General features: G+C 58.3%; 24 protein-coding genes and 1 tRNA gene. 11 read left to right on the forward strand and 14 right to left on the reverse strand.

The window, feature by feature from the left end:
• Positions 1–153: 153 nt before the first annotated feature.
• The 5 genes from KZZ06_RS01945 (at position 154) to KZZ06_RS01965 (ending at position 3,802) form a co-directional block, all read left to right on the forward strand.
• A complete protein-coding gene (locus KZZ06_RS01945) occupies positions 154–1,044 on the forward strand; it encodes an SPOR domain-containing protein (protein WP_257884154.1) in 891 nt (296 codons plus the stop codon).
• The gene (nagZ, locus tag KZZ06_RS01950; RefSeq protein WP_219578336.1) at positions 1,044–2,048 is read left to right on the forward strand and encodes a beta-N-acetylhexosaminidase; all 1,005 of its coding nucleotides are present in this window, start codon (positions 1,044–1,046) and stop codon (positions 2,046–2,048) included. The genes KZZ06_RS01945 and nagZ overlap by 1 nt, the downstream gene beginning before the upstream one ends.
• Positions 2,041–2,835 carry a ScpA family protein gene (locus KZZ06_RS01955; RefSeq protein WP_219578337.1) on the forward strand — a complete coding sequence of 265 codons (795 nt, stop codon included), beginning with the start codon at positions 2,041–2,043 and terminating at the stop codon, positions 2,833–2,835. Before nagZ ends, KZZ06_RS01955 begins: the two co-directional genes overlap by 8 nt.
• Positions 2,828–3,487 carry an SMC-Scp complex subunit ScpB gene (gene scpB / locus KZZ06_RS01960; RefSeq protein WP_219578338.1) on the forward strand — a complete coding sequence of 220 codons (660 nt, stop codon included), beginning with the start codon at positions 2,828–2,830 and terminating at the stop codon, positions 3,485–3,487. Before KZZ06_RS01955 ends, scpB begins: the two co-directional genes overlap by 8 nt.
• A gap of 84 nt (positions 3,488–3,571) precedes the next feature.
• Positions 3,572–3,802, forward strand: a complete 231-nt coding sequence (locus KZZ06_RS01965) for a hypothetical protein (protein WP_219578339.1) — start codon at positions 3,572–3,574, stop codon at positions 3,800–3,802.
• Between the two features lie 73 nt (positions 3,803–3,875).
• Here the strand turns inward: KZZ06_RS01965 and KZZ06_RS01970 are convergent, their stop codons facing one another.
• The 8 genes from KZZ06_RS01970 to KZZ06_RS02005 form a co-directional block, all read right to left on the reverse strand.
• Complete coding sequence (locus tag KZZ06_RS01970) at positions 3,876–4,955, reverse strand: 2'-deoxycytidine 5'-triphosphate deaminase (protein WP_219578340.1); 1,080 nt, start codon at positions 4,953–4,955, stop codon at positions 3,876–3,878.
• A gap of 64 nt (positions 4,956–5,019) precedes the next feature.
• Positions 5,020–5,096 (reverse strand) — tRNA-Pro (locus KZZ06_RS01975).
• Between the two features lie 68 nt (positions 5,097–5,164).
• Positions 5,165–6,199 (reverse strand): MerR family transcriptional regulator, encoded by a 1,035-nt coding sequence (locus KZZ06_RS22420; protein ID WP_257884156.1) that lies wholly within the window; start codon positions 6,197–6,199, stop codon positions 5,165–5,167.
• A 4-nt stretch (positions 6,200–6,203) separates the two neighbouring features.
• On the reverse strand, positions 6,204–6,506 hold the full coding sequence (ihfA, locus tag KZZ06_RS01985; protein WP_219578341.1) for an integration host factor subunit alpha: 303 nt from the start codon (positions 6,504–6,506) through the stop codon (positions 6,204–6,206).
• Positions 6,507–6,603: 97 nt separating this feature from the next.
• Complete coding sequence (locus tag KZZ06_RS01990; protein ID WP_219578342.1) at positions 6,604–7,575, reverse strand: beta-ketoacyl-ACP synthase III; 972 nt, start codon at positions 7,573–7,575, stop codon at positions 6,604–6,606.
• Positions 7,572–8,648: a phosphate acyltransferase PlsX gene (gene plsX, locus KZZ06_RS01995; protein ID WP_219578343.1), complete on the reverse strand. Its 1,077-nt coding sequence runs from the start codon at positions 8,646–8,648 to the stop codon at positions 7,572–7,574. Before plsX ends, KZZ06_RS01990 begins: the two co-directional genes overlap by 4 nt.
• A gap of 42 nt (positions 8,649–8,690) precedes the next feature.
• Positions 8,691–8,897: a 50S ribosomal protein L32 gene (gene rpmF, locus KZZ06_RS02000; RefSeq protein WP_219578344.1), complete on the reverse strand. Its 207-nt coding sequence runs from the start codon at positions 8,895–8,897 to the stop codon at positions 8,691–8,693.
• Positions 8,898–9,095: 198 nt separating this feature from the next.
• Positions 9,096–9,647 carry a DUF177 domain-containing protein gene (locus KZZ06_RS02005; RefSeq protein ID WP_219578345.1) on the reverse strand — a complete coding sequence of 184 codons (552 nt, stop codon included), beginning with the start codon at positions 9,645–9,647 and terminating at the stop codon, positions 9,096–9,098.
• A 90-nt stretch (positions 9,648–9,737) separates the two neighbouring features.
• On the opposite strand from KZZ06_RS02005, the gene bamE reads away from it, so the two are divergent.
• The 3 genes from bamE (at position 9,738) to KZZ06_RS02020 (ending at position 12,856) form a co-directional block, all read left to right on the forward strand.
• The gene (gene bamE, locus KZZ06_RS02010) at positions 9,738–10,199 is read left to right on the forward strand and encodes an outer membrane protein assembly factor BamE (RefSeq protein ID WP_219578346.1); all 462 of its coding nucleotides are present in this window, start codon (positions 9,738–9,740) and stop codon (positions 10,197–10,199) included.
• Between the two features lie 42 nt (positions 10,200–10,241).
• The gene (locus KZZ06_RS02015) at positions 10,242–10,958 is read left to right on the forward strand and encodes a GNAT family N-acetyltransferase (protein ID WP_219578347.1); all 717 of its coding nucleotides are present in this window, start codon (positions 10,242–10,244) and stop codon (positions 10,956–10,958) included.
• An 86-nt stretch (positions 10,959–11,044) separates the two neighbouring features.
• Positions 11,045–12,856 carry an ABC-F family ATP-binding cassette domain-containing protein gene (locus KZZ06_RS02020; protein ID WP_219578348.1) on the forward strand — a complete coding sequence of 604 codons (1,812 nt, stop codon included), beginning with the start codon at positions 11,045–11,047 and terminating at the stop codon, positions 12,854–12,856.
• Between the two features lie 36 nt (positions 12,857–12,892).
• On the opposite strand, the gene tyrS is transcribed toward KZZ06_RS02020, so the two are convergent.
• Positions 12,893–14,143 (reverse strand): tyrosine--tRNA ligase, encoded by a 1,251-nt coding sequence (gene tyrS / locus KZZ06_RS02025; protein WP_219578349.1) that lies wholly within the window; start codon positions 14,141–14,143, stop codon positions 12,893–12,895.
• 65 nt (positions 14,144–14,208) lie between these two features.
• On the opposite strand from tyrS, the gene KZZ06_RS02030 reads away from it, so the two are divergent.
• On the forward strand, positions 14,209–15,348 hold the full coding sequence (locus KZZ06_RS02030) for an anhydro-N-acetylmuramic acid kinase (RefSeq protein WP_219578350.1): 1,140 nt from the start codon (positions 14,209–14,211) through the stop codon (positions 15,346–15,348).
• A 36-nt stretch (positions 15,349–15,384) separates the two neighbouring features.
• On the opposite strand, the gene eno is transcribed toward KZZ06_RS02030, so the two are convergent.
• The 3 genes from eno to KZZ06_RS02045 form a co-directional block, all read right to left on the reverse strand.
• A complete protein-coding gene (eno, locus tag KZZ06_RS02035) occupies positions 15,385–16,662 on the reverse strand; it encodes a phosphopyruvate hydratase (protein ID WP_219578351.1) in 1,278 nt (425 codons plus the stop codon).
• Positions 16,663–16,729: 67 nt separating this feature from the next.
• The gene (locus KZZ06_RS02040) at positions 16,730–17,599 is read right to left on the reverse strand and encodes a DMT family transporter (protein ID WP_219578352.1); all 870 of its coding nucleotides are present in this window, start codon (positions 17,597–17,599) and stop codon (positions 16,730–16,732) included.
• Positions 17,600–17,671: 72 nt separating this feature from the next.
• Complete coding sequence (locus KZZ06_RS02045) at positions 17,672–18,487, reverse strand: hypothetical protein (protein ID WP_219578353.1); 816 nt, start codon at positions 18,485–18,487, stop codon at positions 17,672–17,674.
• A gap of 379 nt (positions 18,488–18,866) precedes the next feature.
• Between KZZ06_RS02045 and KZZ06_RS02050 the strand changes: the two genes are divergently transcribed.
• The gene (locus tag KZZ06_RS02050; RefSeq protein ID WP_219578354.1) at positions 18,867–20,186 is read left to right on the forward strand and encodes a DEAD/DEAH box helicase; all 1,320 of its coding nucleotides are present in this window, start codon (positions 18,867–18,869) and stop codon (positions 20,184–20,186) included.
• Complete coding sequence (locus tag KZZ06_RS02055) at positions 20,183–20,416, forward strand: hypothetical protein (protein ID WP_219578355.1); 234 nt, start codon at positions 20,183–20,185, stop codon at positions 20,414–20,416. The genes KZZ06_RS02050 and KZZ06_RS02055 overlap by 4 nt, the downstream gene beginning before the upstream one ends.
• A 65-nt stretch (positions 20,417–20,481) precedes the next feature.
• Here KZZ06_RS02055 and KZZ06_RS02060 read toward each other — a convergent pair whose 3' ends face one another.
• On the reverse strand, positions 20,482–21,723 hold the full coding sequence (locus KZZ06_RS02060; protein WP_219578356.1) for an MFS transporter: 1,242 nt from the start codon (positions 21,721–21,723) through the stop codon (positions 20,482–20,484).
• A 90-nt stretch (positions 21,724–21,813) separates the two neighbouring features.
• The gene (locus tag KZZ06_RS02065; protein ID WP_219578357.1) at positions 21,814–22,281 is read right to left on the reverse strand and encodes an adenylyltransferase/cytidyltransferase family protein; all 468 of its coding nucleotides are present in this window, start codon (positions 22,279–22,281) and stop codon (positions 21,814–21,816) included.
• Positions 22,282–22,318 lie beyond the last annotated feature (37 nt).

The raw sequence follows: 22,318 nt of genomic DNA on the forward strand, positions 1-22,318 counted from the left end.
GGCAAATTCAAGGTGCAGACCCGCGCCGATTAACGAGCGGCGGGCAGTGAGGCAAAGATGGCAGATTACACGTCTTCCCCCCAGGGTGGGGGATACTACGCAGATTCCGATTTGTATGATGTGGCCCCTCGGCGGTCTAACCCATTGGCGAACATGACCAATATCGCAGGGGCGGCTTTGTCTGCAGCCCTTGTTATTGGTATTGGTGTTTGGGGTTACAAGCTGCTTGTGCGTGATGTGACCGGTATTCCGATCGTCCGCGCAGCCCAAGGTGACATGCGTGTGCGCCCCGAAAATCCCGGTGGTCAACTGGCGCAAAACCAGGGGCTGTCGGTCAATGCTGTAGCGTCCGACGGGACGGCAGATCAGGTCGCGGAACGTGTTATTCTGGCCCCCAGACCTCTGGATCTTGACGCAGAGGACCAGCCGGTTCTGGCATCAATGGTTGCACCTGTGCCACAGGCCGCAGCCCCTATTCCAACAACCCCTGACGTTAGTGCGGCGCTTAACAGCGGTAATGTTGACGATTTGGTCGCACAATTGACCGAAGATATGGAGCCGATGGACACTGGCGCGGTGGAGCCGATCAAGGCAAGCGTTTCAATCGACGCTGCGGCGATCGATATGGCTGTTTCAAATGCCATCGCAGTGGCAATGGTCGCTGAGCCTGGGGTAAAGGCATCATTGCGCCCGAAAACGCGGCCCGCTGTGCGTGCTGTGGTGACCCAAGCGGCATTTGACACCAGCGCATCTGCGACCGAGGTAAAAGAGCTTTCCGCCGACAGCCTGCCCACGGGCACGCGGTTGGTGCAGCTTGGTGCCTTTGACACGCCCGAGATCGCGCGCAGTCAATGGGACAAGTTGAATGGCCGTTTCGGTGCGTACCTCGAGGGGAAATCCCGCATCGTTCAAGAAGCCAGCAGTGGCGGGCGCACCTTCTATCGCCTGCGCGCGCACGGGTTCCAAGACATCGCCGACGCACGTCGCTTTTGTTCCGCACTTGTGGCCGAAAACGCTGATTGTATCCCCGTCGTGACCCGCTAATGCGGTTTGGCGCGACGATACTGGATGCGACTGGTCTACGTCTTACTGCGCAGGAAAAGGCGCTGTTTCGTGCCGTGAAACCGTTTGGGTTTATCCTGTTCGCCCGCAATATCGATACGCCTGATCAGGTCCGCGCCCTGTGCGATGAAATGCGCGAGGCAGCGGGCCATAACGCTGTGATTACCGTCGATCAGGAAGGTGGACGTGTGCAGCGCCTGCGGGGCCCGATCTGGCGTGATTGGACAGCCCCGCTTGATTTTGTGCAGGCCGCCGGTGCCAACGCGGCACAGGCGATGTACATCCGCTTTCGCCTGATTGCGCAGGAATTGCATGCCGTGGGCATCGACAGCAATTGCGCCCCCATGGTCGATGTTGCCGGCCCGCAAACCCATGAGTTTTTACGCAACCGCTGCTATGGAACAGATGCCGCGCAGGTGGCCGAATTGGGCCGCGCGGCGGCTGACGGGATGCTGGCGGGCGGCGTGTTGCCTGTGGTCAAACACATGCCCGGCCACGGGCGCGCGACCATGGACAGCCATTTTGACCTGCCCTTGGTCGGGGCCGCACATGCCGACCTCACCACCTGTGATTTTGCGCCGTTTAAGGACCTGAAAGACCTGCCGATGGGGATGACGGCGCATCTGGTGTATGATGCAATTGATCCGCGCCCTGCAACGCTGTCGCCGGTGATGATGCAGCTGATCCGCGAGGAGATCGGGTTTGATAACCTGATCATGACCGATGACATCTCGATGAAGGCGCTTGACGGCAGCGTTGACCAGATCAGCCGTGATGCATTGGCAGCGGGATGCGATGTGATTTTGTACTGCAATGCCTTGCTTGCAGATCGCAGTCTGGTGGCTGACGCGGCGGGCGAGATGACCGATGCCGCGCAAACCCGTGCTGAACGGGCGCTTTCTATGCGCGTCCCCCCCGATGAGATTGACATTTCCGCCCTGACTGCGAAGCTTGACGCGCTTTTGGGCGAGGAACTTCATGGCTGAAAACCTTTTTGAGGAAGACCAGACAACGGTCGCCGAAAGGCTGGCCGCAGAAGCGTTGATCATTGATGTTGACGGGTTCGAGGGGCCATTGGACCTTTTACTGACCCTCAGCCGCACCCAAAAAGTCGATCTGCGCAAAATATCGGTCCTGCAACTGGCGCGGCAATATCTGCTGTTTGTGGAAAAGGCCAAGGCGCTGCGGCTGGAACTGGCAGCTGATTATCTGGTGATGGCGGCGTGGCTGGCATTTCTGAAATCCCGTTTGTTATTGCCACCCGACCCGACCGAGGAAGGCCCCACAGGCGAGGAACTGGCCGCCCATCTGGCCTTCCAGTTGGAACGTTTGCAGGCGATGCGCGATGCGGCGGCGCGACTGATGGCGCGCGATCAGCTGGGGCGTGACTTCTTTGCGCGCGGTCAAACCCACGAGGTCAAGCGCACGCGCCGCGTGACCTATAGCGCGACTTTGCTGGACCTCATGCAAGGCTATGCACGCATCCGCACCCGCGATGAATTCCGCCCCTTTGTGATGGACCGCGAAAAGGTGTTCACGATGGAACAGGCCTTGGAACGAATGCGCGGGTTGATCGGCTTTGCGGGCGATTGGGGTGATCTGACCAGCTATCTGCCCGAGGGGTGGGGAGAAGATCCGGTCATGCGCCGTTCGGCCACGGCATCGACCTTTGCGGCGTCGCTTGAGCTGGTCAAAGAGGGCCATTTGGAGATCCGTCAATCAGAGGTTTTCGCCCCGATTGAGCTGCGCAAAAGGGAACAACGTCGTGAATGAAGCGGTTGAAGATAAAGAAGAAAGCCTGTTCGAAGCCCCTCCTGTGGCCGAACAGGAACGCATGCTTGAGGCCATTCTTTTTGCCACCGCTGAACCCATCACACTTCGCGACATCGCAACGCGCATGCCCCATGGCTGCGATGCGGCCGAAGCAATGGTGCATCTGCGCAAGCGCTATGAGGGGCGCGGCGTGCAAGTGGCCAAGATCGGCGATGCCTATGCGATGCGCACCGCTGCCGATCTGGGATATTTGATGCAAAAAGAGACGGTTGAAGTGCGCAAGCTGTCGCGTGCCGCGATCGAAACCTTGGCCATCATCGCCTATCACCAACCTGCCACCCGCGCCGAAATCGAAGAAATTCGCGGTGTTTCCGTGTCTCGGGGCACCTTGGATCAACTGCTTGAACTGGATTGGATCCGCTTTGGCAGGCGCAAGATGACACCGGGGCGGCCCGTTACCTTTGTCGTGACGCAAGGGTTTCTGGCGCATTTCGGGCTGGAAAGCCCCCGCGATTTGCCGGGCCTGAAAGAACTGCGCTCTGCCGGGCTATTGGAAAGCCGTCCGGCCTTTGGCGGGCTGCCGCTGATGGCGGGCGACGAGGACGACGGCGAGGAAGACGTGGAAGGCCAAAGCGAGCTTTTTGAAGATTAAACGTCTTGAGGCCTGAAAATTGCCGAAGAACCTGCTATATTAAAGGCAAGAGACAAATTTCGCGCGAAATTACGAGGTCGAACAATGAACCAGATGATGAATATGATTATGCGCCGCGTTATGGGCCAACTGATCAACCGTGGTGTGAACTTTGGTTTTGATCAGGCGTCCAAAATCGGCAAAGGTAAACGGGGCACGGGCGAACAGCCTGACGTGTCACCCGAGGAAGACGCGCGCCGTAACCGTGCGGCACGAGAGCAAGGCAAGCAATCGCGCCAGATGCTGAAAACCATGCGGCGTTTGGGGCGTTTTTAAGCCTCGGTCGGGGGCGCTGCCCCCCGCCCCAAAAGGGGCGTCCCCCGGGATATTTTTAAGCCAGAGAAGCGGCTTAGCCGGGGGCAGCAAAATGTTTGCTGAGTTTGAGGCCTTGGCCCTGGTAGTTTGAGGCAATGCCGGCCCCATAAAGCTGGGTTGGGACATGCGCCATCTTTTCATAGACCAGCCGGCCCACGACCTGACCATGTTCCAGCACAAAAGGTGCTTCGTGGCAGCGCACTTCGAGGACGCCGCGAGATCCGGCACCGCCAGATTTGTCGTGCCCGAAACCGGGGTCAAAGAAGCCCGCATAATGCACGCGAAATTCACCGACCATGGCAAGGTATGGGGCCATTTCTGCGGCGTACTCCGGTGGGATTGTCACGGCTTCGCGGCTCACGAGGATGTAGAACGCGCCGGGATCAAGAATGATCTGGCCGTTGTCGCTGTGTACTTCTTCCCAGTAGTCGGCGGGGGCATAGTGGCCGATTTTATCCAGATCGATCACGCCTGTATGCGGTTTGGCGCGGTAACCGACCAAGGTCGTGCCGGGCAGGCGCAGATCGACGGAGAAGCCCAAGCCATCGTCGATAACCGGATCGCCATCGACCAGCGGTGTCGTCGCATGCAGGGCGCGTAGGGCGTCGTCGTTCAACGTGGCATCGCCGGTTGAAAAGCGGATTTGGTTCAGGCGCATGCCGGGGCGCACCAGCACCGAGAAAGAGCGCGGGCAGATTTCGGCATAAAGTGGCCCTGTATAGCCGGGGCTGACGCGGTCAAATTCGGTGCCGCCATCGGTGATCGTGCGGGTCAGCAGGTCGAGCCGCCCGGTCGAGCTTTTGGCGTTGGCAACGGCGGATACATCATCGGGCAGGGCGAGCCCTTCCATCAGAGGGACAACATAAACGCAGCCCTTTTCCAGCACGGCCCCGTTTGTAAGGTCAACGCGGTGCATTTCGAATTCGGTTAGGCGGTCTGCAACTTTGGCCCCGTGGCCAGCAAGAAACGAGGCCCGGACGCGGTAGGCGACGGTACCAAGGCGCAGATCAAGGCTGGCGGGTTGGATTTGGGCGGGATCAACGGGCAGGTCGCCTGTGATCTGGCCCGCGTTGATCATGTCGCTGATTTGCTGGTTTGGGATAACACCGCCCATAACAGAACCTTTCAAATGCAAACACCCGCACCGTTACAGGCGCGGGCGTTTGTTTTATGTCGGTTGGTCGGGCTAGCAGGACTCGAACCTGCGACCTTCCGTCCCCCAGACGGACGCGCTACCAGGCTGCGCCATAGCCCGACATGTGGCGGTAAATACCTGATAATTGCGGGTGCGCAAGGGGGAATTGCCGCAAAGCGCATGGCGTTTCAGTCTTTTGTTGATGGACTGTGGTCTGAGACCCCAGAAGCCATGGAATCGCGGAGTGCGGTAAGCCGAGACAATACCGGCGCGATGTTTGCGGCGGCGGCGGGGCTGACTTTTCGGATGTTGAGGATCGACGACAGCGTACCTGCGACGGCAGTTATGTCGGTTTCCGAAGGGATGACGACGTCGACAATGCGTGGCTTGGGCGCGCTTGGCGCTGGCGTGGCTGAGGACGGCACGTCTGGTTCGCTTTGCTCGGGCAGGGTGCTTTGCTCTACGCTGGCAGGTGTCTCTTCTGCTGGTTTGGTTTCCGCAGTTGGGCTGGACGTCGCAGCGGCTTGCGCAGGTTCGGGCGTGACTGCTGCGGGAGCGGGCGATACATCTGCAGGGGCCTGCGGAGCGATGTCGGAGGCCGCATCCATCTTTGTTTCCGTAGCCGAACCCGTATTTAGGGGGTCTTTTTCAACGGGTTGCTCGGTGTTTTTGACTTCACTCTCTGACGTTTCCGACGCGCTCACCGGTTCGGAAACTGGCGGCGTATCGGTCGCGGGTGGCTCTGGTTCCGTCACTGGGGCTGCGTCCTGAGGGGGTGCATTTTTCTCGGGCGGCGTTTCCTGCGGCGCTGCTTCAGGGGCCGTCTCGGTCGGGCGCGCGCTCTCGAAGGGGAGCACGACGCTTTCTGGTTTGACGGGTTCAACGGCCAGCGTGGCCATGTCTACGGTATCACTCGCATCTTCGGTCTCGTCGGAGTGGCCTAGCTCGTCGAGGGGCGCAGATAGGGCCGCAACATAGTTCATGCCCTCTTCGCGCAACACTTTCTGGACGCCTTTTATCGTCAGGCCATCCTCGTGGAGCATGCGTTTTATGCCGCCCAACAGCAGCATATCAGCGGGGCGGTAATACCGCCGACCACCGGCCCGTTTGATGGGCTTGATCTGGGTGAATTTGCTTTCCCAAAAGCGCAAGACATGGGCTTGGATACCCAGCCAATCGGCGACTTCTGAGATTGTACGGAATGCGTCCGGAGACTTGGACATCAGATTAACGCTTGTTCCCGTCGGCGACCCGGTCCTTCATCAAATGGGACGGGCGGAATGTCAGAACACGGCGCGGGTTAATCGGAACTTCCTCGCCTGTTTTTGGGTTGCGACCGACCCGTGCAGATTTATCACGCACGGAAAATGTCCCGAAGGAGGAGATTTTAACCTGCTCACCCTGCACCAGGGCGTCAGACATATGCTCAAGAACGGCCTCTACGAGTTGGGCGCTTTCATTGCGGGATAATCCCACTTCGCGAAAGACAGCTTCGCTCAAATCCATGCGGGTCAACGTTTTGTCGGCCATTCTATATCCCTTGTATTTTTTTAAGCATAGGCAGGGATGTTTTCACCTGTCAACAACTATGGGTCGTAAGGCCCTGTTTGCGCGGCGAAAAGCAAGCTTACCAGCGCAGAACGACCGCGCCCCATGCCAGCCCGCCGCCGATTGCTTCGGTCACAATCAGGTCGCCTTGCTTGATTTGTCCGCGCTGTTTGCCGACGGATAATGCCAGCGGAATGGACGCCGCCGAGGTGTTGCCGTGGTCCTGAACGGTGACGACAACCTGATCCATCGACAGGTTCAATTTCTTTGCAGTGCCTTGAATAATACGGATATTTGCCTGATGCGGCACGACCCAATCAACGTCATCCGACGTCACGCCGGCGCGTTCCATGGCGGTTGTTGCCGTAGCGGCAAGTTTTTCCACCGCGTGGCGAAATACTTGATTTCCCTGCATCCTGAGGTAGCCGGTTGTGCCAGTGCTGATGCCGCCATCGACATAAAGCAGGTCACGATAACGGCCGTCGGAATTTAGATCCGTCGACAAGATGCCGCGATCGGCAGGGGTGCCTGTGCCTTCTTGGGCCTCAAGCAGCAGCGCACCTGCGCCATCGCCGAACAAAACGCTGGTGCTGCGGTCGGTCCAGTCCATGATCTTTGAAAATGTCTCGGATCCGATGACCAGAACGCGTTTGGCCTGGCCTGACAGAATCAGCGCATTGGCGTTAGCGAGGGCATAGATAAACCCGGCGCAGACGGCCTGCACATCAAAGGCAAAACCGTTTTCCATGCCAAGTTCGGCCTGCACCATGGTCGCAGCCGAGGGGAATGTCAGATCGGCAGTCGATGTCGCAAGAATGATCGCGTCAACATCTGCGGGGGTTCTTCCGGCCTCTTCAAGGGCGATACGCGCTGCGGCGGTTGCCATCGTCGAGGTGGTTTCACCTTCGCCGACAAAATGGCGGCGCTCGATGCCCGAGCGGGACCTGATCCATTCGTCATCGGTGTCAATTTTGCCTTCGAATTCAACGTTTTCGACGACGCGTTTGGGCAGATAGTGCCCAGCACCAGTAACAACAGCTCGGATGGTCATTCTTCGATCTCTTTCACCGGCGGCGCGGCGGCAACCCGTGCCGCAAGCCGGTTGGTAAATTCACTTTCCGCCAGACGCGCGGCCAGTTTGATGGCCGACGATACGCCGGTGGCATCAGCAGCGCCATGAGATTTTACGACGGTGCCATTCAGCCCGAGAAACACGCCACCGTTCACACGGCGCGGGTCGAACCGTTTTCTGACCCGGCTCAGCGATCCATAGGCAAGCAGCGCTGAAATGCGGGACCAGATCGAATGTTGAAAGGCTTCGCGCAGACCGTTGCCGATCAACGTGGCGGTGCCTTCGCCGGTCTTGATGGCGATATTTCCGGTGAAACCGTCGGTGACGATAACGTCAGCCACATCACCGGATATATCGCCGCCTTCGACGAAACCGACAAAATCGAACTCGGCTTCATCCGCAGCGTCACGAATCAGCTCGTAAGCTTCTTTCAGCTCGGTGCGGCCTTTGTGTTCTTCGGTTCCGACATTCAAAAGCCCAATGCGGGGGCGTTCGATATCCATACCGTTTCGGGCGTATGATTTGCCCATCAATGCAAAGCGCAGGAGATCATCGGCGTCGGCACGTATATCAGCGCCGACATCCAGCATGACGTTAAACCCCTGCGGGCCGGTCGATGGATACAGCACAGCAATCGCAGGGCGGTTCACGCCGGGCAATTTTTTAAGACGGATCATCGAAATGGCCATCAACGCGCCGGTATTGCCGCAGCTGACAGCAACCGATGCTTCGCCGGTGCGCACAGATTCGATGGCAGACCACATCGACGTGTCCTTGCCATTGCGCAGCACATTGCTGGGCTTGTCGCCCATGGACACAACGCCAGTGGCATTGCGTACAACGCAGCGGCCCGCCAATTCGGGGCGCTTGGCGACCAAGGGTTCCAGCGTTTCTGCAGGCCCGTGCAGCACAAAACTGATATCGGGATTCTTCGCCGCAGACTCAGAACACCCGGCAACAACGATTGCCGGGCCCTGATCGCCCCCCATTGCATCAACTGAAATAAGGGTGCGCTGAGCGTTCGCTGTAGGCTGATCGGACGAAACCGTCATCTGGTGCGAAGCCTTTTATAAACTGCGGTAAACGATGACAGCTTACGCCGCGTCTTCGTCTAGGTCGATCTCGTCGTTCTGAGCGATGACTTCGTTGTCATCGTAGTGACCGCAAGCTGCACAAATGTGGTGTGGACGTTTCAGTTCACCACAGTTGTTGCATTCGTTTGGGTTCGCTGCGCTTAGCGAGTCGTGCGCGCGACGGTTGTTGCGACGCGATTTGGAAACTTTATTCTGTTGGACAGCCATGTCTGGTGCCTTTGCCTTCGGGGTCGTTCATCGGCAAAATGCCAAAGACGACCGTGTTTCAGATCAACTCCCGGTTTGGGCGTGACGTGCGTTTAGGCCGAAGCCTATCCGATGTCCAACCTTAATTGGGGTGAATGGCGCAAAATACTGCGAAACCTTGCCGATGCAACCCCGTTTTGCACCTATTTCCCTATCTATCTACTCTTTCGGGTCTTCCAGTTTTTCGCGCAACTGCGCCAGCCCGGCGAACGGGCGCGCGTCTTCGTCTGTCATGGGCGCGACGCCCGGCTCGGCATAGACGGCCTGTCCCAGCTCTGCACCGTCTGCACGCGGGTATTCGGGCACCTCAAGGGCCAAAGCCTCGATCATCACGGCAGCGGGGTCGACCCAAGATGTCAGGGGTTCTGACCGGTCGTCGTCGGGCATTTCGGCTTCGGGTTCTTCCGGCTCTTGATAGTCTTTGATGAAAAACCGCGTGATGTTTGCGTCAATGCGAGTCGTCACAGGTTCAAGGGTAACGACACAAGGCTGCACCACAGTGGCCCCAAGACGGGCATCCAGCCGCCAATCCGATTTACCAGTGGCGGTTAATTTTCCCTCAAAAGATAATTTACGCAGCGTGGTCAGCCCCAGTTCATCGGCAATCTGCCGCATGGTGTCGGCGTCAGGGCGCAAGGAAAAAGGGGTGTCAGCGTTTTGGGGCAGATCTGCAACGCGCAATGCAGTAGATGTGGGGGGCGTGCGAGACATGATGTATTGCTTTCGTTTCTTGAACCATAGGGCATGCTTGGTGTATGCGAGATAAAAGCCATGATCCCCAAGGGCAAGAGGGCACCAAGAATGCGTATCAATCGCCATGTCACAAAGACACTTATGTCTGCCGCCCTCGTGAGCGCGGGTCTTATGCTTGGGGCTTGTACGCCGCAATATAAAAACCACGGGTATATTCCGCTGCAAGAAGACTTGGACCAAATCACCATTGGTCAGGACACGCGCGATACTGTGACGGCGATGGCGGGCATGCCTGCGGCGTCGGGAATCGTGGATTCTTCGTTGTACTATGTACGGTCGCGTCGCAGATCGGTGGGATTTCTAGCGCCCAAAGAGATCGAACGTGAAGTGGTCGCCATCAGCTTTGCCGCCAATGGCACCGTGCAGAATGTAGAGCGGTTCGGACTTGAGGATGGTAACGTCATTGCACTGGATCGCCGCGTGACCAGTTCGTCGGTCAGCGACAAAGCCTTTATTCGTCAGCTTTTGGGCAATATCGGCCGGTTCAATCCTGCCAGTCTTGCCGGCTAGGGCATCAGGCCTTGCGGGGATGCATGTGAGGACATGATCGCCATGAGCAACGGCCGATATGATGTGTTTACGGCTGAAACGCCTCAAGATATCCAATCAGCACAGGCGCTTAGGGCGTTGGCCTTTGGGCTGAAAACCCCGTTTGATTGTGACGCCTTTGATACGCATCAACGCCATGTTCTGGTGCGCGAACGCGGGGGCGGGCGTCTTGTATGCTGCTTTCGGATCGGCGTCTTTGAGGGGCCGGGGATCATGGACAGCTATGCAGCGCAGTATTACGGGCTGGCGCGGTTAGCCGGGTTCGAGGGCAAGATGATGGAGCTGGGGCGCTTTTGTGTGCACCCCGATGCCGCTGACCCCGACATTGTGCGCATCGCTTGGGCTGAACTGACGCGGTTTGTCGATTCTCAAGGCATCAGGTTGCTGTTTGGCTGCACGTCCTTCAAGGGGACCGATCCCCGTGCATTTCTAGGCACTTTTGCGTTGTTGGCGCAGGATCACCTTGCCCCGCGTGCGTGGCACCCGACCGAGGCCGCGGATGAAGTGGTGCGATTCGCCGACCTCGCGAGCGATGGATTGGGCCGCAAGGATGCCCTACAACACATGCCGCCACTGCTGCGCACCTATCTGTTGATGGGGGGCTGGGTCAGCGACCACGCGGTCGTGGACCGGCACATGAATACGCTGCATGTGTTCACCGGCCTTGAGATCGACGCGATCCCCGATAATCGCAAGCGCTTGCTGCGCGGGTTGGTTTGAAAAGATTCTATGCCTTCGGCGAGGATTTAAAGCCATTTGGAACGAGGGTCATTGACCCCGACGCGGCGCAGATATAGCTGGCAGCCATGGCACGCGCACCCCTTTTACAAGTGAACGAGATTACGCTGACTTTCGGCGGCGATCCCGTATTCGAAGATATGTCCTTGGTTGTTCAACCGGGCGATCGGTTGGCTTTGGTCGGGCGAAATGGCTCGGGTAAGTCGACGTTGATGAAAGTCATGGCTGGTATCGTTGAACCCGACAGCGGCGACGTGATCGTCGGCCCCGGCGTTTCGGTTGGATACATGGAGCAGGATCCGGATTTGACCGGTTTCGAGACCTTGGGCGATTTCGCGTCCCATGGGCTTGATCCGTCCGAGATGTACAAGGTTGAACGCGCGGGCGAGGGGCTGAAGTTCGACCCGGCACGCCCTGTCAGCACGGCGTCTGGCGGTGAGCGCCGCCGCGCGGCTTTGGCGCGGTTGATGGCATCCGAACCTGAATTGATGTTGTTGGATGAACCGACCAACCACTTGGACATCGAGGCAATCCGCTGGTTGGAAGACGAGCTGAAAAACACGCGCGCCGCTTTTGTTATTATTTCTCACGATAGGGCATTCTTGCGGGAACTGACCCGAGCGACCCTGTGGATCGACCGCGGTGTGACGCGCCGGCAGGAAATCGGCTTTGGCGGGTTTGAGGCATGGCGCGACCAGATGTGGGAAGAAGAGGACATGCAGCGCCACAAGCTGAACCGCAAGATCAAGGCGGAGGCACGGTGGGCTGTCGAGGGCATTTCAGCGCGGCGCAAGCGTAACCAGGGCCGCGTGCGTGCCTTGCAAGACCTGCGCGCCGAACGCGCCAGCCAGATCAACCGGCAGGGCACCGCCGCCATGGCGCTTGAGGCTGGGCCGAAGTCGGGCCGCAAGGTGGTCGAGGCCGTGGGCATCACCAAAGCCTTTGGCGATAAAACGATTCTGCGCCCCTTTGATATTACCATCCAGCGTGGCGACCGGATCGCGCTTGTAGGGCCGAACGGCGTGGGCAAGACCACGCTTTTGAACATGCTGATCGGCAAGGAACAGCCCGATTCAGGGACGATCAAACTGGGCACCAACCTCGAGATTGCGTTGTTTGACCAAGCGCGTGCGCAGTTGGATGGCGACATGTCGCTGTGGGACAGCCTGACCGGCGATCCGGAAATGCGTGTTTCAGGCAAAGCTGACCAGATTTTGGTGCGTGGCCAACCCAAACACGTAGTCGGTTATCTGAAAGAATTCCTGTTTGACGAAGCCCAAGCGCGTGCGCCTGTGCGGTCGCTGTCGGGTGGGGAAAAGGCGCGGTTGCTGCTGGCCAAGATCATGGCGCGGTCCAGCAACATGCTGGTGCTCGATGAACCGACCAACGATCTTGACGTCGAAACCCTTGATTTGATGCAGGAATTGCTGTCGACCTATGATGGCACTGTGCTGCTGGTCAGCCACGACCGTGATTTCCTTGACCGTGTTGCCGCGACCACCATCGCGATGGAAGGGGACGGCAAGGCCACGGTTTATGCCGGCGGTTGGACCGATTACCTTGCACAGCGCCAGCAGGATGATTTCGACCAAAGCGTTGTGGCCAAGGCCAAGCCGGGTGCCAAGGGCGAAAAGCCGAAAGCTGCCGCGCAAAAGGGTCTTAGCTTTACCGAAAAGCACCGGCTCGAGGCATTGCCCGCAGAGATCGCGCGCCTTGAGGCCGAGATTACCAAGCTGGAAGAGCTGATGAGTGACCCGGCGCTTTACACCGACAATCCGGTGAAGTTCCAGAAAGCCACCGATGCGTTGGTTGAACGCCACGAGAAGCTGCAGGACGCCGAGGCGGAATGGATGGCGCTTGAGGAAAAAGCGGAAAATTAACGTGAGGGGGGCAGGGTAAACCGCCCCCCTTTTTGCTTAGCCCAGTTGGACCAGTGCGTGGCGCTTTTTGCCTGCGCTCAGCTTGATCGGCGACGCCAAAGCGGCCGTATCAATCATCATGCCAGCATCGGTCAGCGGCTCGTCATTGATCCTCGCACCGTTTTCCGAGATCAGGCGCTTGGCCTCTTTGCCTGATCCGGCGAGGCCCGATTTCACGATCAGCTGCACGATCGACATGCCATCGCCAATGTCGGCGGCTGTCAGCGTCAGGGTTGGCAGGTCATCGCCCACGCCGCCTTTTTCGAACACTTCGCGTGCGGTGGCTTCGGCCGCTTTGGCAGCATCAAGCCCGTGCAGCAGGGTTGTGACCTCGTTTGCCAGTCTGATCTTGGCTTCGTTGATCTCGGCCCCTTCAAGGGCACCCAGACGGTCGCATTCCTCAACCGGTAGTTCGGTATAAAGCTTGAGGAAACGGCCCACGTCGGCATCGGTGGTGTTGCGCCAGAACTGCCAGAATTCGTAAGGGCTCAGCATGTCGGGGTTCAACCAGATCGCACCGGATTGCGATTTGCCCATCTTCTTGCCGTCAGATGTGGTCAGCAGCGGGGATGTCAGACCGTAGACTTCGCCGTCAATTATCCGGCGCGTCAGGTCGATACCGTTCACGATATTGCCCCATTGGTCCGATCCGCCCATTTGCAGGATACAGCCATAGCGGCGGTGAAGCTCCATGAAATCATAGGCTTGCAGGATCATGTAGTTGAATTCGAGGAAAGATAGCGACTGTTCGCGGTCAAGGCGTGACTTGACGCTTTCGAACGACAGCATCCGGTTGATCGAGAAATGCCGCCCGATGTCGCGCAGGAAATCGAGGTAGTTCAACCCGTCCAGCCATTCGGCGTTGTTGATCATCATGGCATCTGACGGCGCGTCGCCATAGGTCAGGTAGGCGCTGAACACTTTTTTAATGCCGGCGATGTTATCGTCGATCTGTGCAGGCGTCAGCAGCGGGCGTTCATCGGCGCGAAACGACGGGTCGCCCACCTTGGTGGTGCCGCCCCCCATCAGGGTGATCGGTTTACCTCCGGTCTTTTGCAGCCAGCGCAACATCATGATCTGGATCAGCGATCCGACATGCAGGGACTTGGCAGTCGCGTCAAATCCGATATAGCCGGGTTGCGCCCCCTTGAGCAGCGCCTCGTCAAGGCCTTGATAATCCGTGCAGTCGGCAAGAAAGCCGCGCTCCATCATGATGCGGATAAATTCGGATTTGGGGTGGTATGTCATGGCGCTTGCCCTCAGCTTGGGTGGTGGTGCACTCTATATGTGCTGAGCAGACAAAGGAAAAGGCCATGAATAAGGCCCATGGAAATCGGATCGCGAAAACAGGCGTGCTGCGGGCCGCTGGTGCGATGAGCGGGACGTCGCTGGACGGGGTCGATGTGGCCGTGATCGACACGGATGGCCACGATATCATGGGCTTTGGGGCATCAGGTTACCGCGAATATTCCGGCGTTGAACGCATGGTGATTGCTGCCGGTTTCGGCAAATGGTCAGGCCCCGAGGTTCAGGCGGCGACGCATGTCATCGAGGCCGCTCATCTAGAGGTCTTGCGCGATTTCACTGATGTGGATGTCATCGGGTTTCACGGTCAGACATTGGCCCATGCGCCGCGGGTGCAAGGCACATTGCAGGTGGGCGATGGGGCCGCATTGGCGGATGCGCTGGCCACGCCGGTGGTCTGGGATTTTCGCAGCGCCGATGTGGAACTGGGCGGCGAGGGTGCGCCCTTGGCCCCGTTTTTCCACCACGCTTGCGCACGCTATGCGGGGCTGACCGGGCCGGTCGCGTTCTTGAATTTGGGCGGTGTGGGGAACCTGACGTGGGTTGACCCTGCCATCGCGCGGCCAGAGGCAGACGGGGCGCTGTTGGCGTTTGATACGGGCCCTGCGAATGCGCCGATCAACGATCTGATGCAGTCGCGGATGGGGCTGCCCTATGACAAGGGCGGCAAGATTGCGTCGAAAGGCACGGTCGAGACCGGCGCGCTTGAGCTGTTCTTGGCTGAACCGTATTTCGCACGTATGCCGCCCAAGTCATTGGACCGTAATGATTTTGCAGAAATGGTTGCGCTGGTGGGTGAACTGTCTGACGCTGATGCCGCCGCGACCCTGACCGCCATGTGTGCCGCTGGCGTGGCCGAGGCGATGGCCCATTGCCCGCGTGTGCCAGACCGCGTGCTGGTCACGGGCGGCGGGCGGCATAACCCGGTGTTGATGGAGATGCTGGCGGTAAGTCTGGATTGCCCCGTTGCCCCGATCGAAGATATCGGGCTGGACGGTGACATGTTGGAAGCGCAGGCTTTTGGCTATCTTGCGGTGCGCGTTGCACGGGGGTTGCCCACGTCTTGTCACAGCACAACGGGCGTTCGGGCGGCAGTCGGGGGCGGCACGGTCAGTATGCCCCAGAACGAAAAAAGCGCGCCGGAATAGCGCGCTTTTAAATTTATCAGTACAGAATGTCGGTGCTTAACCCTTGAGGATCGAGCGACCTGCATATTCCGCCGTGACGCCAAGCGTCTCTTCGATGCGGATCAGCTGGTTGTATTTCGCCAACCGGTCAGACCGTGCCAAGGACCCTGTTTTGATCTGGCCACAGTTTGTCGCCACAGCAAGATCGGCAATCGTCGCATCCTCGGTCTCGCCGGAACGGTGGGACATCACGTTGGTAAAGCCCGCGCGGTGCGCCATATCAACAGCTTGCAGGGTTTCCGACAGGGTGCCGATCTGGTTGACCTTGACCAACATCGAATTGGCCGATCCGCGCTTGATGCCTTCGGCCAGACGGGCAGGGTTGGTCACGAAAAGATCGTCGCCCACCAGTTGGATTTTATCGCCCAAACGGTCGGTCAGCAGCTTCCAGCCGTCCCAGTCATCCTCTGACATGCCGTCTTCGATCGAGATGATCGGATAGTCGCCGCAAAGGGCGGCCAGATAGTCGACGTTCTCGGCGCTCGACAGGGTTTTGCCCTCGCCGGACAGGACATAGTTGCCGTCTTTGTAATACTCGGTCGCGGCACAATCGAGCGCGAGGTAAATTTCCTCGCCAGGTTTGTAGCCTGCTTTTTCAATGGATTTCAGAATGAAATCAAGCGCATCACGGGTGGAGCTGATGTTCGGGGCAAAGCCACCTTCGTCGCCGATTCCGGTGGACAGGCCAGCGGCTGACAGCTCTTTTTTCAAGGTGTGGAACACTTCGGAACCCATGCGCACAGCGTCGCGGATGTTTTCGGCGGCCACAGGCATGATCATGAATTCTTGGATGTCGATCGGGTTGTCCGCGTGTTCGCCACCGTTGATGATGTTCATCATCGGGACGGGCAACATCCGCGCCGACGTGCCGCCGACATAGCGGTACAGGGGCTGCGAACAGAAATCTGCGGCAGCTTTGGCGGCGGCCAGTGACACACCCAAAATCGCGTTTGCGCCCAGACGTTCCTTGTTATCGGTGCCGTCCAGTTCGATCATTGTGCCGTCGATTTCGACCTGCTCGGTCGCGTCGATGCCAACCAATGCATCCGCGATTTCGCCGTTCACGGCCTCGCAGGCTTGCAAGACGCCTTTGCCCATATAGCGTGATTTGTCGCCATCGCGTCGCTCGACGGCCTCGTATGCGCCGGTCGAGGCACCAGATGGCACGGCTGCGCGGCCCATGGTGCCGTCTTCCAGTGTTACATCAACCTCGACGGTGGGGTTGCCCCGGCTGTCCAGAATTTCGCGGGCATAGATGTCGACGATGGTGCTCATGAGGGCAGATCCTTTTGAGATGGTATTTACGAGGCGTTTACCTTGCGGCGGGCAGGATGAAAAGTGGTCAGGCGAGGTCTTTGACCTTGCGTTCACGCCATACTGTATAGATGCCCGAGGCCACAATGATGGTTGCGCCAACATAGGTCAGCAGATCAGGTCTTTCGCCAAAGACCATGATGCCGACGGCGATGGCAAACAGCAGACGCGCATACCGAAACGGTGTGACAAAGCTGATTTCGCCCACCCGCATCGCCGCGACGATGCCGTAATAGGCAATCATGCCGATGGTCAGCGCCGATGCCATGTAAACGCATTGCACCACCGTCATGGGGACGAAAAATGTTCCTGTCGCTAACATATGAAGCAACCCGGTCGGTACCAGGGCCAGAAACGCTAGAAACGACAACTGAAAACTTGAGGTGTCTTTGGGCACGCGCCGGGTTGCCAAATCACGCATGGACAGGCCCAAAACACCGACGACCGCCAGCAATGACAATGCCTCAAAGCTCTCCATGCCGGGGCGGATGATCAAGATCACACCAAACAGCCCGACCAGGATCGCGCTCCACCGGCGCCACCCGACGGGATCGCCCAGAAACAGGGCCGCACCCAAGGTAACGGCCAGCGGCGTTGCCTGCAAAATGGCAGAGGCAGAGGAAATCGGGGTCAGGACGATTGCCGAGACAAACCCCAAGGTGCCGATAATCTCGCCCAATGCCCGCACCATAATAGGCCGCGTGAGCATCGACCGTTCAAACAGCGGTTGCGCCTTGATCCGCACCACCAAGCCAAAACAGGTCGCACCGCCCATGCCCAAAAGGAACAGTATCTGCCCGATCGGAATTTCATCGCCCATCAGTTTTATGAACATGTCTTCGATGGCAAAGCCCAGCATCGAAAATACCATGATGATAGCGCCGCGCAGATTGTCCATTTATCAGGCCCTTGTTGTTACCGGGCAGACATCCCAGAGCGGTTGAGGATTGTCGATACCCTGATCGTCCGGCTATCGGGCCTTTGCGGGGCCAAAGGTTGCCCTTGCGCTGTCTTCGTTTGCGCGGGTGATCCGCCGTTTCGAATATTTCGCCCCTTCGCGAAGCTGCGCATCCGATGTCAAAAGCGGCAGGTCCTGCTTTTCCTTCGACAACAAGATACCGCGCGCGCCGGTTGATCCCACGACAAGGTACATGTTCATCTCGGGCCAGTTGAAATGGCCGCCCTCGTACAGGGCCTTAATATCGGCCACAAAGTTGTGGCATTGGATATTCTCGACCAGCAGGACAAAACGATCCGCGCTGTTAACCATAGAGGTCAAGGCCACAAAATGGCTCACGGCGGTGTGGATATGCATCAGGACCGCTTGCGAATACACCAGCTCGGCGCGTGGCCAATGGTGCGAAAACGGCATGGTGATGTCCTGCAGGCTAAGGCTGGACGCAAGTTCGGGGTGCCTTTGCGCGGCCATATCAAGCTGGGTTTGACCGCGATCGCCACCGCTAAAACCGATCGCCGGAAAAAGCTTTCTGCCGTTTGCCACATGGTCGCCTCCGCCGCATCCGACTTCGTGCACCGATTTGGGCTGCAATTTACCGATGGTCTCAAAGATCAACAGGGGGTTTGGGTGTATGGTGCCGTTCTGCGCGGTGACGGCACCTGTCGCCGGATCAAAGCTAAGCTGGCCGTCTTGCGCATTCGCTACAAACTTGGGTTCCACATCGGTCTTGATGCGCCTCGCATAGCTATCGGCGGTGTAGGTGTTCCAGTCAAAGTCATCGTCATAAAATTTACGGGTCTTATAAATCAGTCGGCCAAGCAAAGACATTTTTAGAAACCTCTCTAATAAGTTGCAAATTGCTAAGCGATCGATTTGGCAAACTCAAGCGCTGGTAGGTGTAATCGACCACACGTGCAGACAGGGCGTTGACTTTGCCGGTCACAAGCCCCATCTAGCCCTCAAGCGAAGCCTTCTGCCGCGTGAGCAGTTCAGCCTTTGACCCGGACGGGCCATGTCAGTGTTGAGAGATAAGGCCGCCGATGTTCCCAAAATCACGCGTGGGGCCAAGCGCAACAGACAGGGTGTTGGCATTAGGCCGTCCCCTGCGATCTGCTTTGCGTCCCTCGCGGTTTGTCCCCTTTTGTGGGGTGCCGCGTGATTTAGACGGGTCCGGCGTTTTGCCGCGGCCCTAGGAAAGACGATATACATGAGCGATTTTGAAATGATGGGCCTGCCGCGCCGTTTGGTCAAAGCATTGACCAACATGGGCATGACAGACCCGACACCTATTCAAAAACAAGCGATCCCCCATGCCATGAATGGCCGCGATGTGATGGGCCTTGCCCAGACCGGCACCGGTAAAACGGCTGCATTTGGCGTGCCATTGGTTGCGCAAATGCTGGAAATGGAAGCCCGCCCCGAACCGCGCACCGTGCGCGGCCTTGTGCTGGCCCCGACCCGTGAACTGGCCAACCAGATCATGGAAAACCTGAAAGGGTTCTGTGAAGGTACGCAGCTGAAAACAATGATGGTCGTGGGTGGTCAGTCGATCAATCCCCAGATCAAACGCATGGAACGCGGCGTTGACCTGTTGGTCGCCACGCCGGGCCGCTTGCTTGACCTGATGGACCGCCGCGCCGTGCTGCTGCACAAAACCACGTTTCTGGTGCTGGACGAGGCCGACCAGATGCTCGACATGGGCTTTATCCATGACCTGCGCAAAATCGCGTCGGTGCTGCCCAAAGAACGCCAGACCATGCTGTTCTCGGCCACCATGCCCAAGCTGATGAATGAAATTGCCAACAGCTATCTGATCAGCCCGATCCGCATCGAAGTGTCTCCTCCCGGCAAAGCCGCCGATAAAGTGACCCAAGAAGTCCACTTTATCGCCAAGGCCGAGAAAAAGGCCCTGCTGATCGAATTGCTGGGCAAGCATACCGAAGAACGCGCCTTGGTCTTTGGCCGCACCAAACATGGCTGTGAAAAGCTGATGAAGGATCTGGTCAAGGCCGGTTTCAAAGCGGCATCAATCCACGGCAACAAAAGCCAGGGCCAACGCGACCGCGCGATTGAATCCTTCAAAAAAGGCGAGATCACCGTGCTTGTGGCCACCGATGTGGCCGCGCGCGGTTTGGATATTCCTGACGTGAAACACGTCTATAACTACGAATTGCCCAACGTGCCCGACAACTATGTCCACCGCATCGGCCGTACGGCCCGCGCTGGCAAAGACGGCGCTGCGATTGCCTTTTGCGCCCCTGATGAAATGGGCGAATTGAAGGACATCCAGAAGACGATGAAAATCTCGATCCCTGTGGCCTCTGGCCGCCCATGGGAAGCGATTGATGAACCTGCCAAGCCAAAAGGCGGCCGTGGTCGTGGTCGCGGTGGACGTCCGGGCGGCGGTCGCCCCGGTGGTAACGGTGGTGGCGGCAATGGCGGCGGCGAGGGCAAGCCCGCAGGCGCGTCCCGGCGTCGGCGCAAGCCCGGTGGCGGCGGCAAACCCGGCGGCCAGCGCGCAGCGTGATCCCTCGCGCGCGTAAACTGACACTTGGTGTTCTCTATGTCGCGGTGGCGCTGCTCGTTGCAGTGCCACCCGTCTATATTCTGGGGCTTCCTGTGCCTTGCACGACACCACCATGCACATTCTCGTCCAGCATGCTGTTCAAGGGTGATATTATCTTGCTGTGGTTGCTGCCGTTCAGCATCGCAGCCGTGCTATTGGCGCTGGCATTTCGTTTGAAAACCCGCCGCTGATCGTATTCCAAATGGGCTAAAATCCTCGCCCGAAGGGCGAAACCAGCGCGTTTTGCCGCGTGCACCTAGGCTGATGTTTCATGCACCGCAGGGTGTCGTTTGGCGACGTAGCCCATGCGCAGCATCAGCACGAACCCAACCGCGGCAAGGGCCAGTACCGATGTCACCAACAGATCAACCTTGCCCTCGAACATCAAGCCGATAGGCGACGCAATCAGTGCCGCCAGCACGGTGGATACTGCGCCGATCACCGACGCGGCCATGCCCGCGATATGGCCCATCGGCTCCATCGCCAGGGCGCTTAGATTGCCCAAAACCAACCCGGCTTGGAAAAATAATGATACCTGCCAGATTATGTAAAAACCAAAGCCGATCGGTTCTGGCAGATCGCCCAACCCCCCAAACAGCATGGCACCCGACAGGATAATCTGCGCCCCAAGCGTCAGTGTGACGATCCGCTGCATGCCCAAACGCACCACCAACAGCGCGTTAATCAAACTGGACCCGCCGGATATGAATGCAATGACCCCGAACCAAAACGGAAAGCTGTCGGCGCGGTCATAGACTTGATCGAAAATCGGTTGCACCAGCATCAAGGTCGCAAAGAGGATCGACATGGCCAGCGTTTGCACCGCGATTGACAGCCGTACCAAGGGGTTGCTGAAAATCTCGATCACGCTTTTCCATAACAGGCCGATCTGCAGGGGGCGGCGGTCCTCAACGGCCAAGGTTTCGGGCAGGCGTACGCGCATCCAAAGTGCTGAAATGGCTGAAAATATGATGAAACTTACGAATATGCCGCGCCAGCTGGAAAAGCTGATGATCACTGCGCCCATTGCCGGGGCAAAGGCGGGCACCAGCACGAAAACCATCATTGCAAAGGACATGATCTTGGCCATTTGACGCCCGGAATATAGATCACGGATGATCGCCAGCGATACGATCCGCGGCCCCGCAGCCCCCAATCCCTGTACGACGCGCGCGGCCAACATTACCTCAAGCGACTGGCTGGCCCAGGCCAGGACGGTTCCCGCAATATACAGCGCAGCCCCCCAGTAAACGATGTTCTTGCGGCCATATGCATCAGACAGCGGACCGGTAAAGAAGGTCCCAAGACCAAGGCCAAAGATAAAGGCGGTCAGGATCAGCGGCACACGTTCGGGCGTGCTAGGGGCCAAATCCGCGACAATCTGGGGCAGGGCAGGCAGCATTGCATCGGTGGAAAACGCAATGGTGGCAAAGAGCATCGCAATCAGCGCCACAAATTCGGCGTTGCCCATGGGGAAATCGGGTCTGTCGGATTGCATCGGCGCTGCTCCTAGGGGGGTAGAGCGGCAAAAAGCGCCCGTTAATTCACGTCTAGCGTGCGCTTCGGGGCAGTGCAATGCAGTGATTAATCAGGCCGACTTAAGGGTCGCTTCATTCCAGCGCGGCGCAGGATGCCCGGGCAGATGCACCACCTGCACAATATCGTGCAAATCATCTACCTGCGTCAGGCCGTCACTGCGCAGGGCAAGCACCGAAATGTTGTAGTTCACGATGTCGGTGCGGCGTTGGTCCCAACTGTCCAGCGCGATGACCCGCGTCACATAACGGCAGCTTTCCACCACCGCGCGCCGTGTTTCAAAGGGGATTGCCGGCATTTGGCCCATCTGGGCGCAAAACGCGTCAGTGGCGCATCCCACGATTAATTCGGTGCCCAAGCCGGACAGCTGCGCCAGCAGTTTTGCGTGGTGCGTTCGAAAACCGTCAAAGCAGCCATATGTCAGCACGCTGCGCGAAGTCAGGTTCGATTTAATGCCCAGAGAGGGCACCGCCTGCGCCCGGCTACGCACCCGAAAGGGTGGTGTTGATTGTTCTAACATGCTGCCCGCTCATTATTTGAACTGGGGTCTTTGCCCC

Origin of the sequence: Sulfitobacter sp. CW3, assembly GCF_019392245.1 — a bacterium.
Lineage (GTDB): Bacteria > Pseudomonadota > Alphaproteobacteria > Rhodobacterales > Rhodobacteraceae > Sulfitobacter.

Excerpts from the sequence above, each read along its gene's own strand:
- KZZ06_RS01945 (WP_257884154.1), top strand. The coding sequence starts at position 154 with ATGACCAATATCGCAGGGGCGGCTTTGTCTGCAGCCCTTGTTATTGGT.
- nagZ (WP_219578336.1), top strand. The coding sequence starts at position 1,044 with ATGCGGTTTGGCGCGACGATACTGGATGCGACTGGTCTACGTCTTACT.
- KZZ06_RS01955 (WP_219578337.1), top strand. The coding sequence starts at position 2,041 with ATGGCTGAAAACCTTTTTGAGGAAGACCAGACAACGGTCGCCGAAAGG.
- KZZ06_RS01965 (WP_219578339.1), top strand. The coding sequence starts at position 3,572 with ATGAACCAGATGATGAATATGATTATGCGCCGCGTTATGGGCCAACTG.
- KZZ06_RS01970 (WP_219578340.1), bottom strand. The coding sequence starts at position 4,955 with ATGGGCGGTGTTATCCCAAACCAGCAAATCAGCGACATGATCAACGCG.
- KZZ06_RS22420 (WP_257884156.1), bottom strand. The coding sequence starts at position 6,199 with ATGTCCAAGTCTCCGGACGCATTCCGTACAATCTCAGAAGTCGCCGAT.
- ihfA (WP_219578341.1), bottom strand. The coding sequence starts at position 6,506 with ATGGCCGACAAAACGTTGACCCGCATGGATTTGAGCGAAGCTGTCTTT.
- KZZ06_RS01990 (WP_219578342.1), bottom strand. The coding sequence starts at position 7,575 with ATGACCATCCGAGCTGTTGTTACTGGTGCTGGGCACTATCTGCCCAAA.
- plsX (WP_219578343.1), bottom strand. The coding sequence starts at position 8,648 with ATGACGGTTTCGTCCGATCAGCCTACAGCGAACGCTCAGCGCACCCTT.
- rpmF (WP_219578344.1), bottom strand. The coding sequence starts at position 8,897 with ATGGCTGTCCAACAGAATAAAGTTTCCAAATCGCGTCGCAACAACCGT.
- KZZ06_RS02005 (WP_219578345.1), bottom strand. The coding sequence starts at position 9,647 with ATGTCTCGCACGCCCCCCACATCTACTGCATTGCGCGTTGCAGATCTG.
- bamE (WP_219578346.1), top strand. The coding sequence starts at position 9,738 with ATGCGTATCAATCGCCATGTCACAAAGACACTTATGTCTGCCGCCCTC.
- KZZ06_RS02015 (WP_219578347.1), top strand. The coding sequence starts at position 10,242 with ATGAGCAACGGCCGATATGATGTGTTTACGGCTGAAACGCCTCAAGAT.
- KZZ06_RS02020 (WP_219578348.1), top strand. The coding sequence starts at position 11,045 with ATGGCACGCGCACCCCTTTTACAAGTGAACGAGATTACGCTGACTTTC.
- tyrS (WP_219578349.1), bottom strand. The coding sequence starts at position 14,143 with ATGACATACCACCCCAAATCCGAATTTATCCGCATCATGATGGAGCGC.
- KZZ06_RS02030 (WP_219578350.1), top strand. The coding sequence starts at position 14,209 with ATGAATAAGGCCCATGGAAATCGGATCGCGAAAACAGGCGTGCTGCGG.
- eno (WP_219578351.1), bottom strand. The coding sequence starts at position 16,662 with ATGAGCACCATCGTCGACATCTATGCCCGCGAAATTCTGGACAGCCGG.
- KZZ06_RS02040 (WP_219578352.1), bottom strand. The coding sequence starts at position 17,599 with ATGGACAATCTGCGCGGCGCTATCATCATGGTATTTTCGATGCTGGGC.
- KZZ06_RS02045 (WP_219578353.1), bottom strand. The coding sequence starts at position 18,487 with ATGTCTTTGCTTGGCCGACTGATTTATAAGACCCGTAAATTTTATGAC.
- KZZ06_RS02050 (WP_219578354.1), top strand. The coding sequence starts at position 18,867 with ATGAGCGATTTTGAAATGATGGGCCTGCCGCGCCGTTTGGTCAAAGCA.
- KZZ06_RS02060 (WP_219578356.1), bottom strand. The coding sequence starts at position 21,723 with ATGCAATCCGACAGACCCGATTTCCCCATGGGCAACGCCGAATTTGTG.
- KZZ06_RS02065 (WP_219578357.1), bottom strand. The coding sequence starts at position 22,281 with ATGTTAGAACAATCAACACCACCCTTTCGGGTGCGTAGCCGGGCGCAG.